The 14,219-nt window shown below is 70.8% G+C and carries 14 protein-coding genes; 12 read left to right on the top strand and 2 right to left on the bottom strand.

Annotated features, from left to right (window positions below; translation table 11 throughout):
- Positions 1–73 precede the first annotated feature (73 nt).
- From H9651_RS05350 to H9651_RS05330, 5 genes are read left to right on the top strand one after another with little or no spacing between them, the layout of a single operon-like run.
- Entirely contained in the window at positions 74–724 is a 651-nt protein-coding gene (locus H9651_RS05350; RefSeq protein WP_191718125.1) for a nucleoside/nucleotide kinase family protein, read from the top strand.
- On the top strand, positions 721–1,614 hold the full coding sequence (truB, locus tag H9651_RS05345; RefSeq protein WP_404802999.1) for a tRNA pseudouridine(55) synthase TruB: 894 nt from the start codon (positions 721–723) through the stop codon (positions 1,612–1,614). Before H9651_RS05350 ends, truB begins: the two co-directional genes overlap by 4 nt.
- Positions 1,611–1,979: a hypothetical protein gene (locus H9651_RS05340; protein WP_191718122.1), complete on the top strand. Its 369-nt coding sequence runs from the start codon at positions 1,611–1,613 to the stop codon at positions 1,977–1,979. Before truB ends, H9651_RS05340 begins: the two co-directional genes overlap by 4 nt.
- A 35-nt stretch (positions 1,980–2,014) precedes the next feature.
- On the top strand, positions 2,015–2,461 hold the full coding sequence (locus H9651_RS05335) for a hypothetical protein (protein ID WP_225216421.1): 447 nt from the start codon (positions 2,015–2,017) through the stop codon (positions 2,459–2,461).
- Entirely contained in the window at positions 2,458–3,435 is a 978-nt protein-coding gene (locus H9651_RS05330) for a bifunctional riboflavin kinase/FAD synthetase (RefSeq protein ID WP_191718120.1), read from the top strand. The genes H9651_RS05335 and H9651_RS05330 overlap by 4 nt, the downstream gene beginning before the upstream one ends.
- A gap of 6 nt (positions 3,436–3,441) precedes the next feature.
- On the opposite strand, the gene deoC is transcribed toward H9651_RS05330, so the two are convergent.
- Positions 3,442–4,158 carry a deoxyribose-phosphate aldolase gene (gene deoC, locus H9651_RS05325; protein WP_191718118.1) on the bottom strand — a complete coding sequence of 239 codons (717 nt, stop codon included), beginning with the start codon at positions 4,156–4,158 and terminating at the stop codon, positions 3,442–3,444.
- A 201-nt stretch (positions 4,159–4,359) separates the two neighbouring features.
- On the opposite strand from deoC, the gene H9651_RS05320 reads away from it, so the two are divergent.
- The 5 genes from H9651_RS05320 to H9651_RS05300 all read left to right on the top strand — a co-directional run bounded on the left by H9651_RS05320 (position 4,360) and on the right by H9651_RS05300 (position 10,113).
- Entirely contained in the window at positions 4,360–4,824 is a 465-nt protein-coding gene (locus tag H9651_RS05320) for a glycerophosphodiester phosphodiesterase (RefSeq protein ID WP_318244769.1), read from the top strand.
- 48 nt (positions 4,825–4,872) lie between these two features.
- Entirely contained in the window at positions 4,873–5,535 is a 663-nt protein-coding gene (locus tag H9651_RS05315; protein WP_191718116.1) for a hypothetical protein, read from the top strand.
- 212 nt (positions 5,536–5,747) lie between these two features.
- Positions 5,748–7,901 (top strand): DEAD/DEAH box helicase, encoded by a 2,154-nt coding sequence (locus H9651_RS05310; protein WP_191718114.1) that lies wholly within the window; start codon positions 5,748–5,750, stop codon positions 7,899–7,901.
- A gap of 101 nt (positions 7,902–8,002) precedes the next feature.
- Positions 8,003–9,031, top strand: coding sequence for a 6-phosphofructokinase (locus H9651_RS05305; RefSeq protein WP_191718112.1), 1,029 nt, complete (start codon positions 8,003–8,005; stop codon positions 9,029–9,031).
- A 245-nt stretch (positions 9,032–9,276) separates the two neighbouring features.
- On the top strand, positions 9,277–10,113 hold the full coding sequence (locus H9651_RS05300) for an endonuclease domain-containing protein (protein WP_191718110.1): 837 nt from the start codon (positions 9,277–9,279) through the stop codon (positions 10,111–10,113).
- A gap of 149 nt (positions 10,114–10,262) precedes the next feature.
- On the opposite strand, the gene H9651_RS05295 is transcribed toward H9651_RS05300, so the two are convergent.
- Positions 10,263–12,416 (bottom strand): S9 family peptidase, encoded by a 2,154-nt coding sequence (locus H9651_RS05295; protein WP_404802996.1) that lies wholly within the window; start codon positions 12,414–12,416, stop codon positions 10,263–10,265.
- A gap of 195 nt (positions 12,417–12,611) precedes the next feature.
- Here H9651_RS05295 and H9651_RS05290 point away from each other — a divergent pair, with 195 nt between their 5' ends.
- Positions 12,612–13,883 carry an inorganic phosphate transporter gene (locus H9651_RS05290; RefSeq protein ID WP_191718107.1) on the top strand — a complete coding sequence of 424 codons (1,272 nt, stop codon included), beginning with the start codon at positions 12,612–12,614 and terminating at the stop codon, positions 13,881–13,883.
- Complete coding sequence (locus H9651_RS05285) at positions 13,880–14,215, top strand: peptidase (protein WP_191718105.1); 336 nt, start codon at positions 13,880–13,882, stop codon at positions 14,213–14,215. The genes H9651_RS05290 and H9651_RS05285 overlap by 4 nt, the downstream gene beginning before the upstream one ends.
- Positions 14,216–14,219: the final 4 nt, after the last annotated feature.

The following is a 14,219-nucleotide window of genomic DNA, read 5'->3' as shown; positions in this document are numbered from 1 at the left end:
GCCTACGTCGTTGCGGCAGGCCGCCGCCCGGCCGCCGTGCCGGGCGGCGGCCTGCACATCGTAGGCTGGAGGGATGCCGCACACTGCTCCCGACCTGTGGCGCGACCTGCGCGACGAGGTGCGCCAGCACCACTCCCGCGGGCGCGTGCTCATCGCCGTCGACGGGATCGACGCCGCCGGCAAGACCCGCTTCGCCGACGGCTTCGCGACCGTATTCGACGGTGCGGTGTTCCGCGCCTCCGTCGACGGCTTCCACCGTGCGCGCGCCGAGCGCTACGCGCGCGGCCGCACGTCGCCCGAGGGCTTCTACCGCGACTCGTACGACTACGACGCGTTCCGCAGCGGCCTCATCGACCCGTTCCGCGCCGGCGAGCCGTTCCGCACCGCGGTGTGGGATGTCGACCGCGACGAGCCGGTCGACGTGGCACCGCAGACCGCGCCCGACGATGCCGTGCTCATCGTCGACGGCATCTTCCTGCATCGCCCCGAACTGCGCGGGCTCTGGCACTGGTCGGTGTGGCTGGACGTGCCCGTCGACGTCGCCCACGAGCGGCTCGTGGCCCGCGACGGCGGCGACCCCGACCCGGCCGCGGACCTCACGCACCGTTACCGCGACGGGCAGGAGCTCTACCTGCGAGAGGCCGACCCGCGCCGCGCGGCATCCGCCATCGTCGACAACACCGACTGGACCCATCCCGTGCGCACCTACCGCGACTTCTGCTGATGCCCGCCGGAATCCTCCTCGTCGACAAGCCGGGTGGCATCACGAGCCACGACGTCGTCGCGCGCGCGCGGAAGGCGCTCGGCACGCGCAAAGTCGGTCACGCCGGCACCCTCGACCCGATGGCGACGGGGCTGCTCGTGCTGGGGGTGGACAGCGCGACGCGCCTGCTCACCTTCATCGTCGGCCTCGACAAGACCTACGAGGCCACCATCCGCCTGGGGGTCGCGACCGACTCCGACGACGCCGACGGCACGGTGACGGCGACGGCGGATGCCGCGACCGTCGCCGCCCTCACCGGTGACGCGATCGCCGACGGCATCGCCGCTCTCACCGGCGACATCTCGCAGGTGCCGAGCCGGGTGTCGGCCATCAAGGTCAACGGCAGGCGTGCGTACGACCTGGCACGCGCCGGCGAAGAGGTGCAGCTGAACGCGCGGGCGGTGACGGTGTCGCGATTCGACGTGTGCGCGACCCGCCGCACCGAGACCACCCTCGACCTCGATGTCGTCGTGGACTGCACCAGCGGCACCTACATCCGCGCCCTGGCGCGCGACCTCGGCGACGCGCTCGGCGTCGGCGGGCACCTCACGGCGCTGCGCCGCACGCGCATCGGCCCGTTCGATGTGGCCGATGCCGTCGTCGCCGACGGCATCGCCGCCGATCTCCTCGTGCCCCAGGCGCGGGTGGCCGCGAGCGTGCTGGGCGCCTTCGCCGTCACCGCTGACGAAGCCCGCGACCTGCGCCACGGCAAGCGTCTGTCCGGCGCCGCGGAGCGGCTGGAGCGCGTGCCGATGGCCGCGATCGATCCCGCCGGGCGCCTGGTCGGGGTGGTCGAACGCCGTGGCGCCGATGTGAAGAGTGTGATGAACGTCCCGGAGGAGCCGGCATGATCTCGTGGTTCACCTACCTGATGGTGGCGGTCGCCGTCGTCTCGGGTCTGATGTGCGTCGTCCTCGGCCTCGCGGGCCGCCGACCGAGCGATCTCACCGTCGGCGCGCTCGCGATCGTCGAGCTCATGCTGCTGTCGCAGGTGGTCATGGCCATCGCCGCGCCGTTCGCCGGCAACACCCCCACGGGCAGCGCGCTGGAGTTCTGGGTCTACCTCGTCTCGGCCGTGCTGCTGCCCCCCGCGGCGGTGCTGTGGGCGCTCATCGAGCGCAGTCGCTGGAGCACCGTGATCCTCGGAGTCGCGGCGCTGTCGGTCGCCGTCATGGTGTGGCGGATGCAGGTCATCTGGACGGTGCAGGGGGCATGAGCCGGGTCGTCACCGCGCCTACACTGGAGGGCGACATGTCTTCCCGTCCACGTATGACCGGCGTCGGCCGTGTGCTCGTGGTCGTCTACGCGATCATGGCCCTCGGCGCGACGGGACGCTCGTTCGTGCAGATCGTCGAGCGCTTCGATGAAGCGCCGCTGGCCTACTCGCTCTCTGCCGCCGCGGCGGTCGTCTACATCGTGGCGACCCTGGCCCTGGTGTTCTCCGGCAGCAAGGCCTGGTACGTCGTGGCCTGGGTGGCGATCTGCTTCGAGATGCTCGGCGTCATCGTCGTCGGCACGCTCACCTTCGTCATGCCCGCACTCTTCGACCACCCCACGGTGTGGTCGTGGTACGGCGAGGGGTACCTCTTCATCCCGCTCGCGCTGCCGTTCCTGGGGCTCTGGTGGCTCGTGACGCATCGCCCCGGCGCCGCACCCGAGCGCGCCGGCGAACCCGCCGTGGAGAGGTCGTCCTGGTGATCACGTTCCGCGACCCCGCCGAGGTTCCGTCGGGCTTCGGCCCGTCGGTCGTCGTCATCGGCAAGTTCGACGGCGTGCACACCGGCCACCGCGCCGGCATCGACCGGGCCCGCGTCGAGGCGGCATCCGAGGGCGCCCGTGTCGTCGCGGTCACCTTCGACCGCAATCCGCTCAGTGTGCTGCGCCCGGAGGTCTGCCCCGAAGACCTGGTGAGCGTCGATCAGAAGCTGGCCCTCCTCGCCGAGACGGGGGTGGATGCCACCCTCGTGCTGCGCTTCGAGCGGGCACTGGCCGACCTCGCACCCGACGAGTTCGTGCGCCGGGTGCTCGTGGAGGCGATCGGCGCGGTCACGGTGCTCGTGGGCGAGGACTTCCGGTTCGGCCGCGGGGGAGAGGGCGACCCGGAGATGCTCGCCGCCCTCGGCCGCGAGTACGGCTTCCGCGTGGAGGTCATCGACGACATCCGCGCCCACGACGCCGGCCGCCGGGTCTCGTCCACCTGGATCCGCGAGCTGCTCGCCGACGGTGACGTCGAGACCGCCGCCCGCCTGCTCGGGCGCCCCCCTGCCGTGCGCGGCGAGGTGGTCCACGGCCTCAAGCGCGGCCGCGAGCTCGGCTTCCCGACGGCGAACCTGTCGATCGACTCCGAGGGCTTCGTGCCGGGCGACGGCATCTACGCCGGCTGGCTCGTCGACCAGGGCGCCATGGCCGGGGCGGACGCCGCGCCGCGCCCGCACGCGACGACGCGCTACCCGGCGGCGATCTCGGTGGGCACGAACCCCACCTTCGACGACGTCGAGCGGCGGCAGGTCGAGGCCTACGTGCTCGACGAGACCGACCTCGACCTCTACGGCCACCGCGTCGAGGTGCACTTCATCGGTCGCATCCGCGGGATGGTCGCCTTCGAGGGGATCGAGGCGCTCATCGCGCAGATCACCGACGACGTGGCGCGGGTGCGCGAGACGCTGCAGTAAGGCCGGTCAGTACGACGACTCGTCGACGGCACCCGATGCCGTCTCGCCGGCGTGGATCGCGCGCAGCTCGCCCAGGATCGTCGCGCTGGCGCTCGTGCCGAGCCGCGTCGCGCCGGCATCGAGCATCGCCAGGGCGGTGTCGAGGCTGCGCACGCCGCCCGAGGCCTTCACCTGCACCGGCGCGCCGACGTTCTCGCGCATGAGGCGCACGTGCGGCACGGTGGCGCCGCCCCCGGCGAATCCGGTGGAGGTCTTGACGAAGTCGGCGCCGCCGGCTTCGGTCAGCCGGCTGCCGCGGGCGATCTGCTCGTCGTCCAGCAGGCTGGTCTCGAGGATCACTTTGGTGATGCGGCCCCCAGCGGCATCCACGACGGCGCGGATGTCGTCGGCGACGACGTCGTCGAAGCCGGAGCGCAGCGCGCCGATGTTGAGGACCATGTCGCACTCGGTCGCACCGTCTTCGAACGCGCGGATCGTCTCGGCCACCTTCGCGGTGGTCGAGGTCGTGCCGTGGGGGAAACCGATGACGGTGCCGACCGCGACGCCGGTGCCATCGAGGCGCCGCACGGCGTAAGCGATGTCGGAGGGGCGCACGCACACGCTGAACACGCCCCACTGGGCCGCGATGTCGAGCTCGGCGTCGACGTCGGTGCGAGTGAGGTCCGGCTTGAGGATCGCGTGGTCGATCGTGGCGGCCAGTTCGCGTTCAGTGGGGAGCTGCATGCCTCCAGCGTAACCGCGCCCGCCCGGCGGATGCGGTGGTGAGTCGGAGATAACGGAAAGGTAACGGCGTGTGTAGAGTCGTGCCACGCGTCGACGACGACGCGCTGGGGAAGAAGGACTCGCGCCATTCCCGAAGCCACCGCGGGTGCACCCGGTTCCGACCGCGGTGTCGCCGTCGCCCCCGAGAACACCCTGCCCGCGGTGCTCGCGGCCTCGGGGCATCGGGCGATCGTCGAGCTGAAGGGGCAGTGGGATGCCGATGCGGCCACGCTGCTGGCGGCGGACATCGCCGCGCGTGGACTGGACGAGCGGATCATCGTCGCGAGCTTCGACGCGCGGACGCTGGCGGCGGTGGAGGCAGCGGACAGCCGGCTGCCGTTGCTGATCGTCCTCAAGCGCCTGCCCGCCGACGCGGTGGCGGCCGCCCGCCGGTTCGGCGCACGCGGCATCCTGATCGACCGGCGTGCCGTGACGGCGCGGCCGGGCGTCGTCGACGAGCTGCACGCGGCGGGTCTTCGGGTCGTGGTCCACACCCTCAACTCCGACGAGCAGTGGGATGCCGCCACGGCCGCGGGCGTCGACGGGATCGTCACCGACGACCCGGCGACGCTGTCGATGTGGCAGCAGCAGGTGCTCGCCGGCGACCCGGCGCCGCGGCGTCGCTGACCGCGTGGTGTCGCAACGGTGTCGCGGCGCGCCGCTATCGTCGAACTGATGCGTACCACGGACACGATCTCCACCCGTCTGCGCCGCGGCGCCTCTGCCGCGGCGGTCGCCGTTGTGCTGATCGGAGGGATGGCCGCCTGTGCACCGGAGCCGACCGATCCCGCGCCGTCCGGCACGAGCGCTGCACCTTCCCCGTCGGCGACCCCGTCGGCACCGGGGACGGCCACGCCCACCCCGACGCCCACGGCGTCGGCCGATGAGATCGCGCTGCCGGCATCGTGCGACGCCCTCTACTCCTCGGCCATGCGCGCCCAGCTCGAGGCGAACGTCGCACCGCTGAACGACCCCGGCGTCACGATGCCGTCGACGCAGAACGCCGAGGCGCTGCAGCTGCTCGAATCCGGTGTGCCCACGCTGCGCTGCACGTGGGGGACGCCGTCGGAGCGAGGGATCGCGACCAACGTGTCGATCGTCGACCCGGCAGCCGCCGCCGACCTCGCCGGTGCGCTGGCGAATTCCGGCTTCGCCTGCTCCGACGCGCAGGGGGGCACCGTGTGCCGCCTGAACGAGACGCTCATCGACTACGACGACAACATCGTGGAGAAGGGCGAATCGCACTTCTTCCGCGGCAACGGATGGGTCACCACGGTGTGGCTCGACTACGGCCCCGAGGGTTACACGGAAGACATCGCCTCGATGGTCTGGGGCTGACGGGTCCGCATGCTCTAGACTGGGCGCCGGGGAAAGACGCTTCGTCGCCGCAGTCGGCCGTTTCGGCCGCAATCGGCCGCAGGAATGCCCGCGGTGAGTTGCGCGTCATCCCCCGACCCGCGGTCGTCCCGGCATCCGAGCCGCACGCGGTGACACGCAGACCGATCCCCGCCTCGAGCCCGAGGCATCCGGCATCCACGCCCAGGAGGAGCATGCCGACCACGGCCACCGCCGCACAGTCCACGTCGCGGCGCAGGAAGAACACGTCGTCCCGACGTGACGACGAAGCCCCCATCATCCCGATCCTCGCCCGCAAGGTGCGCGAGGTCGAGGCGAAGGCGCAGCGCGGAAAGCTCGGCCCCACCAACCGGGTCAAGTTCCAGGTCATCGCCTTCCTGGTGCGCGAGGAGCGCGCCCGGGTGAAGGCCGACACCGAGGTCACCGACGCCGCGCGGGCAGAGCTGCTCAAGCGCCTCGACGGCGTCGCGACCATCCTCGCCAAGACCGCCGCCCGCGACACGTCGCTCATCCAGCTGCTCGAAGTGGACCAGGCCACCTCTCCCGTGGCGCGTCGCATGCGCCGCGATTGGCTGCTGGAGTCGGGCGCCGAGCTGCCGCCGGACGAGTTGATCATCACCGACACCGCCCCCGCCGCCACATCCGTGGTGCCTGCCGCGGTGTTGTCCCGCCAGGTCGTGCCGCCGCAGGTGGAAGCCCGCCGCGAGGCGAACCCGTTCCTGGCCCCCGATCTCTCCCGCGTCACGACTGGTCCCACGCCCCGCCGTCGCCTGGACGGCTGGGAGCTGATGGGCCCGCTCTACAAGGCGTTCGAGACCGGCGCCGGTGGCGCTGTGGCCTCGATGGATCTGCCGCCGGTGCCCGAGTTCGACCGGCTCTCGCCCAAGGGCCTGGAGATCATGCCGCACCAGTCGCGGTTCCTCGAGGCCGTGCGTCAGGGTCACCGCAGCTTCCTGCTGGCCGACGAGCCGGGGCTCGGCAAGACCGCCGAATCGGTGCTCGCGGCATCCGTCGCCGACGCGTATCCGCTGCTGGCCGTGGTCCCCAACGTCGTGAAGATGAACTGGGCGCGCGAGGTGCAGCGGTGGACGCCGCAGCGCCGCGCGACGGTGATCCACGGCGACGGCGAGAACATCGACGCGTTCGCCGATGTCTTCATCGTCAACTACGAGATCCTCGACCGTCACCTGTCGTGGCTGGCATCGCTGGGTCTCAAGGGCATGGTCGTCGACGAGGCGCACTTCATAAAGAACCTCTCCTCGCAGCGTTCGCAGAACGTGCTGGCCCTCGGTGCCCGCATCCGCGAGCAGGTGCGCGACCCGCTGCTGCTCGCCCTCACCGGCACGCCGCTGATCAACGACGTCGAGGATTTCGACGCGATCTGGCGCTTCCTCGGCTGGACCAACGGCGAGAAGCCGGGTCCGGAGCTCATGGAGAAGCTCGACGCGACCGGACTCACCCCCGCCGACAAGGCCTTCTACCCGCAAGCGCGCAACGCCGTCATCTCGATGGGCATCGTCCGTCGCAAGAAGAAGGACGTCGCCGCCGACCTGCCCGACAAGCTCATCGCCGACCTCCCCGTGGAGCTCGACGACGAATTCGGGCGCTCGATCCGCGAGGCCGAGCGGGAGCTCGGCGGACGCCTGGCGGCGAAGTACCGCCGCATCCTCGAGGCGCGAGGCGACCGGGTCTTCCGGGGCGACTTCGACGAGGACATCGTGCGCCTCGTGGCGCACACGGAGCTCGAGGAGTCCAAGGCAGCCGGCACCGGCGCCGAGAACGTCTTCACGATGGTGCGCCGCATCGGTCAGGCCAAGGCCGTGCTGGCCGCGGACTACACCGTGCAGCTGCAGCGGTCGGTCGGCAAGGTCGTCTTCTTCGCCAAGCACATCGACGTCATGGATGCCGCCGAGGCGCACTTCGCCGCCGCGGGCCTGCGCACCGTCTCGATCCGAGGCGACCAGACGACGCCCGCGCGTCAGGACGCGATCGACGCGTTCAACAACGATCCGGGTGTCGGCGTCGCGGTGTGTTCGTTGACCGCCGCAGGGGTGGGACTGAACATGCAGGCGGCATCCAACGTGGTGCTGGCCGAACTGTCCTGGACCGCCGCCGAGCAGACGCAGGCCATCGACCGCGTGCACCGCATCGGGCAGGGCGAGCCGGTCACCGCGTGGCGCATCATCGCCGCGCACACGATCGATACGAAGATCGCCGAACTCATCGACTCCAAGCAGGGTCTCGCCGCCCGCGCGCTGGACGGTGAGGCCGCGGATCCCACCTCGACCGACTCGGTGCAGCTGTCCGCTCTCATGCACCTGCTGCGGCGGTCGCTCGGCGGGGACTGATTTATCTCCGGTCCACTCGTGTGGCACGCCTCCGCATCCGGCGATAGTGTCGAGTCAGGCAGCGTGGCCGCACCATCACCCTGACAGCTAAGGATCCCCCCATGAAGATCGGCATCCTCACCAGCGGCGGCGACTGCCCCGGACTCAACGCGGTCATCCGCGGCGTGGTCCTCAAGGGCACGACGACGTACGACCTCGAGTTCGTGGGTATCCGCGACGGCTGGCGCGGCGTGGTGGACGGCGACTTCTTCCCGCTGACCCGCCACGAGGTGAAGGGCCTGTCGAAGGTCGGCGGCACCATCCTCGGCACGAGCCGCACGAACCCGTACGAGGGTCCGCGCGGTGGGGCGGAGAACATCGCCAAGACGCTGTACGGCCACCGCATCGACGGCATCATCGCCATCGGCGGGGAGGGCACGCTCGCTGCGGCCAACCGCCTCGCGAATGACGGCATCAACGTGCTGGGCGTTCCCAAGACGATCGACAACGACCTGCGGGCGACGGACTACTCGTTCGGTTTCGACACCGCGGTCAACATCGCCACCGACGCGATGGATCGCCTGCGCACCACGGGCGACTCGCACCAGCGCTGCATGGTGGCCGAGGTCATGGGCCGCCACGTCGGATGGATCGCGCTGCACGCCGGTATCGCCGCCGGCGCCCACGTCATCTGCATCCCCGAGGTGCCGATGTCGATCGACGACGTGTGCGAGCAGGTTTCCAAGGCCCACGACCGCGGCCGGGCGCCGCTGGTGGTGGTGTCTGAAGGGTTCACCCTCACCGGGATGGACGAGGCCTACAGCGACAAGGGCCTCGACGCGTTCAACCGTCCGCGTCTGGGTGGCATCGGCGAGGTCCTCGCCCCCGAGATCGAGCGCATCACCGGCATCGAGACCCGCTCCACGGTGCTCGGTCACATCCAGCGCGGTGGGTCGCCGTCGGCGTTCGACCGCGTGCTCGCGACGCGTCTGGGGCTGCACGCCGCCGACGCGATCGTCGACGGCGCGTGGGGCCAGATGGTGTCGCTGAAGGGCACGGACATCGTCCGCGTCTCCTTCGACGAAGCCCTGGGCGAACTCAACCAGGTGCCGCTGTACCGCTACGAAGAGGCCGCCGCGCTCTTCGGCTGAGCCGGGTCGGCGTGGGGCGCAGCGCTCCCTCTCGTTCCCAGAACAGGTGATCTCCCCGGTACAGGACGTTCCGCCTGGAGCCGTCCTGTTGCGGGGAGTCCTCCTGTTCCCGGAAGACGGCTGAAGCCCGGGCGGATGCCACGTCGCGCCGCCGCGCCTCCTGCACAGGGCGTCGCCGGCGGGAGTCATCCGCATCGCGCGGTTCCCGCCTGCCGGCATCCGTCGCGCCGGGGCACCATGTCGGCATGCGTTCGACCGTGCAACTCGCCTCTTGGCTCGCCGCGCGCGGCGGCGCCGCCCACTCGAGCGAGCTGAAGGCCGCGGGCTTCACGACCCACGCGATCCGTGTCGCCGTGCAGCGGGGAGCCGCCGAACGGGTGCGGCGGTCGTGGCTCGTGACGCCGGGGTGCGCGCGGTCGCTGCGCCGCGCGGTGGAGGTCGGTGGCCGCCTCACGTGTGCCACCGCCGCCGCGCACCTGCGGCTGTGGACGCCGGCGCACGAGCAGATCCATGTCGTGGTGCCGCCCACCTCGTCTCGGCATGCCGACGACGGCGTACGCCTGCACTGGTCGCGGGGGCCGGCGCCGGTCGGCGCGCGCGCACTCATCGACCCGCTGCCGAACGTGCTGTGGCAGGTCGCGCGATGTCTGCCGATGGCCGACGCGCTCTGCGTCTGGGAGTCCGCGATCCGGCAGAAGGCGATCGCACCCGGCGTGCTCGCCCACATCCGGTGGAGCGGCGAGGCCGCGAGGGCGGTGGCGGCGGTGGCATCGCACCTTTCGGATTCCGGAGTCGAGACCCGGTTCGTCATGCTCGCGCGATCGATCGGGGTGTCCGTCCGCCAGCAGGTCTGGATCGACGGGCATCCGGTGGACGCCCTGATCGGCGAGCACCTCGTCGCGCAGCTCGACGGATTCGCCCACCACCAGGGGCGTGACCGCCGCCGCGACCTCGCCGCCGATGCGCGGCTGGTGCTGCTCGGCTACACCGTGGTGAGGTTCGACTACCACCAGGTGCTGTTCCAGCCCGAGGAGGTCACCGCTGTGCTTGCGACCGCGATCGCGCAGGGTCGGCACCGCTGACCACCTCCCCGGTACAGGAGATCTCGCCGGGACAGGACCGCTGTCGCGCGATCGTCCTGCTGCCGGGAGATCTCCTGTTGCCGGAAGATGGCCGTGGGTCGAGCGGATGCCGCTCGGCGCGGCGGATGCTCACTCGGCGCGGCGGATACTCACTGGGCGGGGGCGTCGTCGGCGAGGCCGAGGACGTCGAGGATCCAGGCCAGCTCGAACGCGCGTTCCTTCCACGCGTTGTAGCGGCCCGAGACGCCGCCGTGCCCGGCGACGAGTTCGCACTTCAGCAGGGCGTCGGCACCCACCTCGCGCAGCCGTGCGACCCACTTGGCGGGCTCGACGTACATCACGCGGGTGTCGTTGAGAGACGTGACCGCGAGGATCCGCGGGTACGTGACGCCCTCGCGCACGTTCTCGTACGGCGTGTACGACTTCATGTACGCGTACACCTCGGCGTCGTGCAGCGGGTCGCCCCACTCGTCCCACTCGATCACCGTCAGCGGCAGCGACGGGTCGAGGATCGTCGTCAGTGCGTCGACGAACGGCACACCGGCGAGGATGCCGCCGAACAGCTCCGGCGCCAGGTTCGCGACCGCACCCATCAGCAGCCCGCCCGCCGACCCGCCTTCGGCGACCAGGCGATCCGGGGTCGTGTACCCGGCATCCACCAGGTGACGGGCGGCGTCGACGAAGTCGGTGAAGGTGTTGCGCTTGCGCAGCATCTTGCCGTCTTCGTACCACTGCCGGCCCATCTCACCGCCACCGCGCACGTGCGCGACGGCGAACACGACGCCGCGGTCCAGCAGCGACAGGCGTGCGACCGAAAAGCCGGGGTCGATCGAGTGCTCGTACGAGCCGTAGCCGTACAGGTGAACCGGCCGAGGCCCGTCGACGGCAGGGGCGCCGAACGAGCGCTTCCACACCAGCGACACCGGCACCTGGGTGCCGTCGTGCGCGGTCGCCCACACCCGCTCCTGGGCGTAGTCCGACACCTCGTAGCCGCCCAGCACCGGCTGACGCTTGCGCAGCAGCAGCTCGCCGGTGGCCACGACGTAGTCGTACACGGTGCCCGGGGTCACGAACGAGCCGTAGCCCAGGCGCAGCATCGGCGGCGCCCACTCGGGATTGCCCGAGAGCCCCACGCTGTACAACGGCTCGTCGAAGGCGAGCTCGCTGACCGCACCCGTGGCGTAGTCGAGCATGCCGAGCCGCTCGAGTCCGTCGCGGCGGTAGCCGGCGACCGCCCAGTCGCGGAAGGTCGACAGGCCCAGCAGGCGGCGGCCCGGCTCGTGGGCGATGACCGTCTCGCGGGCGCCGGCGGGGTCGGATGCCGCGACGCGCACGAGTTCGAAGTCGAGCGCCTTGTCGTTGTGCAGGATGTACAGCACGTCCTGGCCGTCGACGACGGCGTGCTCCGAGGAGTACTCCACACCGTCGCGGCGTGGCCACACCACCCGCGGGGTGCCCCGCAGATCGTCGGCGTCCAGCAGCCATTCCTCGGAGGTGATCGAGGACCCCATCTCGATCATCAGGAACCGGTCGCTGTGGGTGAAGTCCGCGCCCACCCAGTACCGCTCGTCCGGCTCGTGGAAGAGCTTCACGTCGTCGGTGACGGGGGTGCCCAGCTCATGCAGCCACACCGTGTCGGGGCGCCAGGCGTCGTCGACGGTCGTGTAGACGATGAACCGGCCGTCGGGGGAGAAGGTGGCGCCGGCGAAGGTCTCGGGGATCTCATCGCGGAGGTTCTCACCGCTGACGAGGTCGCGCACCCGGATCGTGTACCGCTCATCGCCGGCGACGTCCACGCCGTACAGCAGCGTCGTGCCGTCGTTGGACACCTCGAAGCTGCCCAGCGAGAAGAACTCTTCTCCGGCGGCCTCGACGTTGCCGTCCAGCAGCACCTGCTCGCCGGGCACCGCCACGTCGGGGGAGAGGACGGGCGGCGTCCAATCGTCGGGGGAGGCCAGGGGGGCGCGGCATTGGATGCCGTACTGGCTGCCTTCGACGGTGCGCCCGTAGTACCACCACTGGCCACGCCGGGTGGGCACCGACAGATCGGACTCGAGCGTGCGGCTCTTGATCTCCTGGAAGATCCGCTCCCGCAGACCCGCCAGATGCGCGGTGCGCGCCTCGGTGTAGGCGTTCTCGGCTTCGAGGTGCGCGGTCAGCTCGGCGGCATCCTTCTCCCTCATCCATTCGTACGGATCGGTCACGGTGTCGCCGTGGTGCGTCCGGCTCGTCGGGCGCTTCTCAGCGGTCGGGGGAACGGGCGGAACGGCGGGGGATGAGGGCGTCTGCGCGGTGGCGGTCACCCTCATACGCTAGCCGCACGCCTCATGCGCGCCTGTGTGTACGGAAAGAACCCGTCGAAACGGTGCATCGCACGCCCGGTGATGTGCGAGGATTTCTGTCGGCCCGGTTAACGGAGCACGAATTCACGCTGAACTCTTCGTTCGCACGCCGATCTCGTCGGCACCCTTCCCCCTTCCCCAGACGGAAAGCGAACGGTGGAAACCGCAGCCCTCATCGTCGTGCTGGTCATCGTACTGGCGCTCTTCTTCGACTTCACCAACGGGTTCCACGACACCGCGAACGCGATGGCCACGCCCATCGCCACCGGTGCGCTGAAGCCGAAGGTCGCGGTCCTCCTGGCCGCGTTGCTGAACCTCGTGGGAGCGTTCCTGTCCACCGAGGTCGCCAAGACCATCTCGGGCGGCATCATCCACGAGGACCAGATATCGGCGACGATCTTCCCGTCGATCATCTTCGCCGGCCTCATCGGTGCGATCACGTGGAACATGCTCACGTGGCTGCTGGGGCTCCCGTCCAGTTCGTCGCACGCCCTCTTCGGCGGCCTCATCGGCGCGACCCTGGTCGGCGCGAGCGCCGCGGCCATCGACCTGGGCGTCGTGATGTCCAAGGTCGTGCTCCCCGCGCTCATCGCCCCGCTCACCGCCGGGATCATCGCCTTCACGGTCACCAAGATCGCCTACGCGATGACCCGCCGCTACGACAACAAGCCCGACGGTCGCGACGGCTTCCGCTGGGGCCAGATCTTCACCTCGTCGCTCGTGGCGCTGGCGCACGGCACCAACGACGCGCAGAAGACGATGGGCGTCATCACCCTCGCCCTCATCACCGTCGGCTGGCAGACGTCTTCGCAGCCGCAGACCTGGGTCATCTTCGCGTGTGCCCTGACGATCGCCCTCGGCACCTACATGGGGGGCTGGCGTATCATCCGCACGCTCGGCAAGGGCCTCACCGACGTCAAACCCGCCCAGGGCTTCTCGGCCGAGGCCTCCACCGCCTCCACGATCCTCGCCTCCAGCGCGCTGGGCTTCGCCCTGTCGACGACGCAGGTCGCTTCGGGATCGGTGATCGGGTCTGGGCTGGGCCGCCGCGGCTCGACCGTACGCTGGCGCACGGTCGGACGCATCATGGTGGGCTGGGTGCTGACGCTGCCCGCCTCGGGCCTCGTCGGGGCGCTCGCCGCACTCGTCGTCGTGTGGCTCGGCCAGGTCGTGGGCGTGCTGGTGTGCGCGGTGGCCGCTGTAGCCATCATCCTCACGATCTTCCTGCGCTCGCGCCGGAACGCCGTGACCTCCGCCAACGCCATGAGCGGGGTGGCCGATTCGGGACACGCCGTCAAGGTCACCCGCAACCCCCCGCCCACCCGCCGCCAGCGGGTGCGGGCCCGCGAGCAGGCCGCCGCCGCGGCTGAAGCCGCGAAAGACGCCGCGGCCCGCGTGCGTGCAGACCAGAACGGGAGCAGCACATGACCGTCGCGATCGACTGGGCCGCGTTCTTGCAGGTGTTCGTCGTGGCGATGGCCGCCGCCGTGGTCGTCGTCACCTTCTACGCGATCGGGCTGCGCATGCTGGTGCGCTCAGGACACGCACCGGTGGTCACCCCGGCGGAGTTCACCGACGCCATCACGGTGATCACCGAGAAGCAGGCCAAGCGCGGCGCGAAAGCGGCGGCGAAGGCCGCCAAGCGCAACCCGCTCACCGCGACGCAGAAGCGCATCGCGCTGGCGTCGGCATATGCCGCGTTCTCGGTGTGCGCCCTCGCGGTGCTCGGCGGGCTGCTGCTGATCTTCTTCAACCACTGAGACC

Source organism: Microbacterium pullorum, from assembly GCF_014836535.1.
Lineage (GTDB): Bacteria > Actinomycetota > Actinomycetes > Actinomycetales > Microbacteriaceae > Microbacterium > Microbacterium pullorum.
The sequence above is the reverse complement of the archived record's forward strand: the minus strand, read 5'-3'. Positions and strand labels throughout refer to the sequence as shown.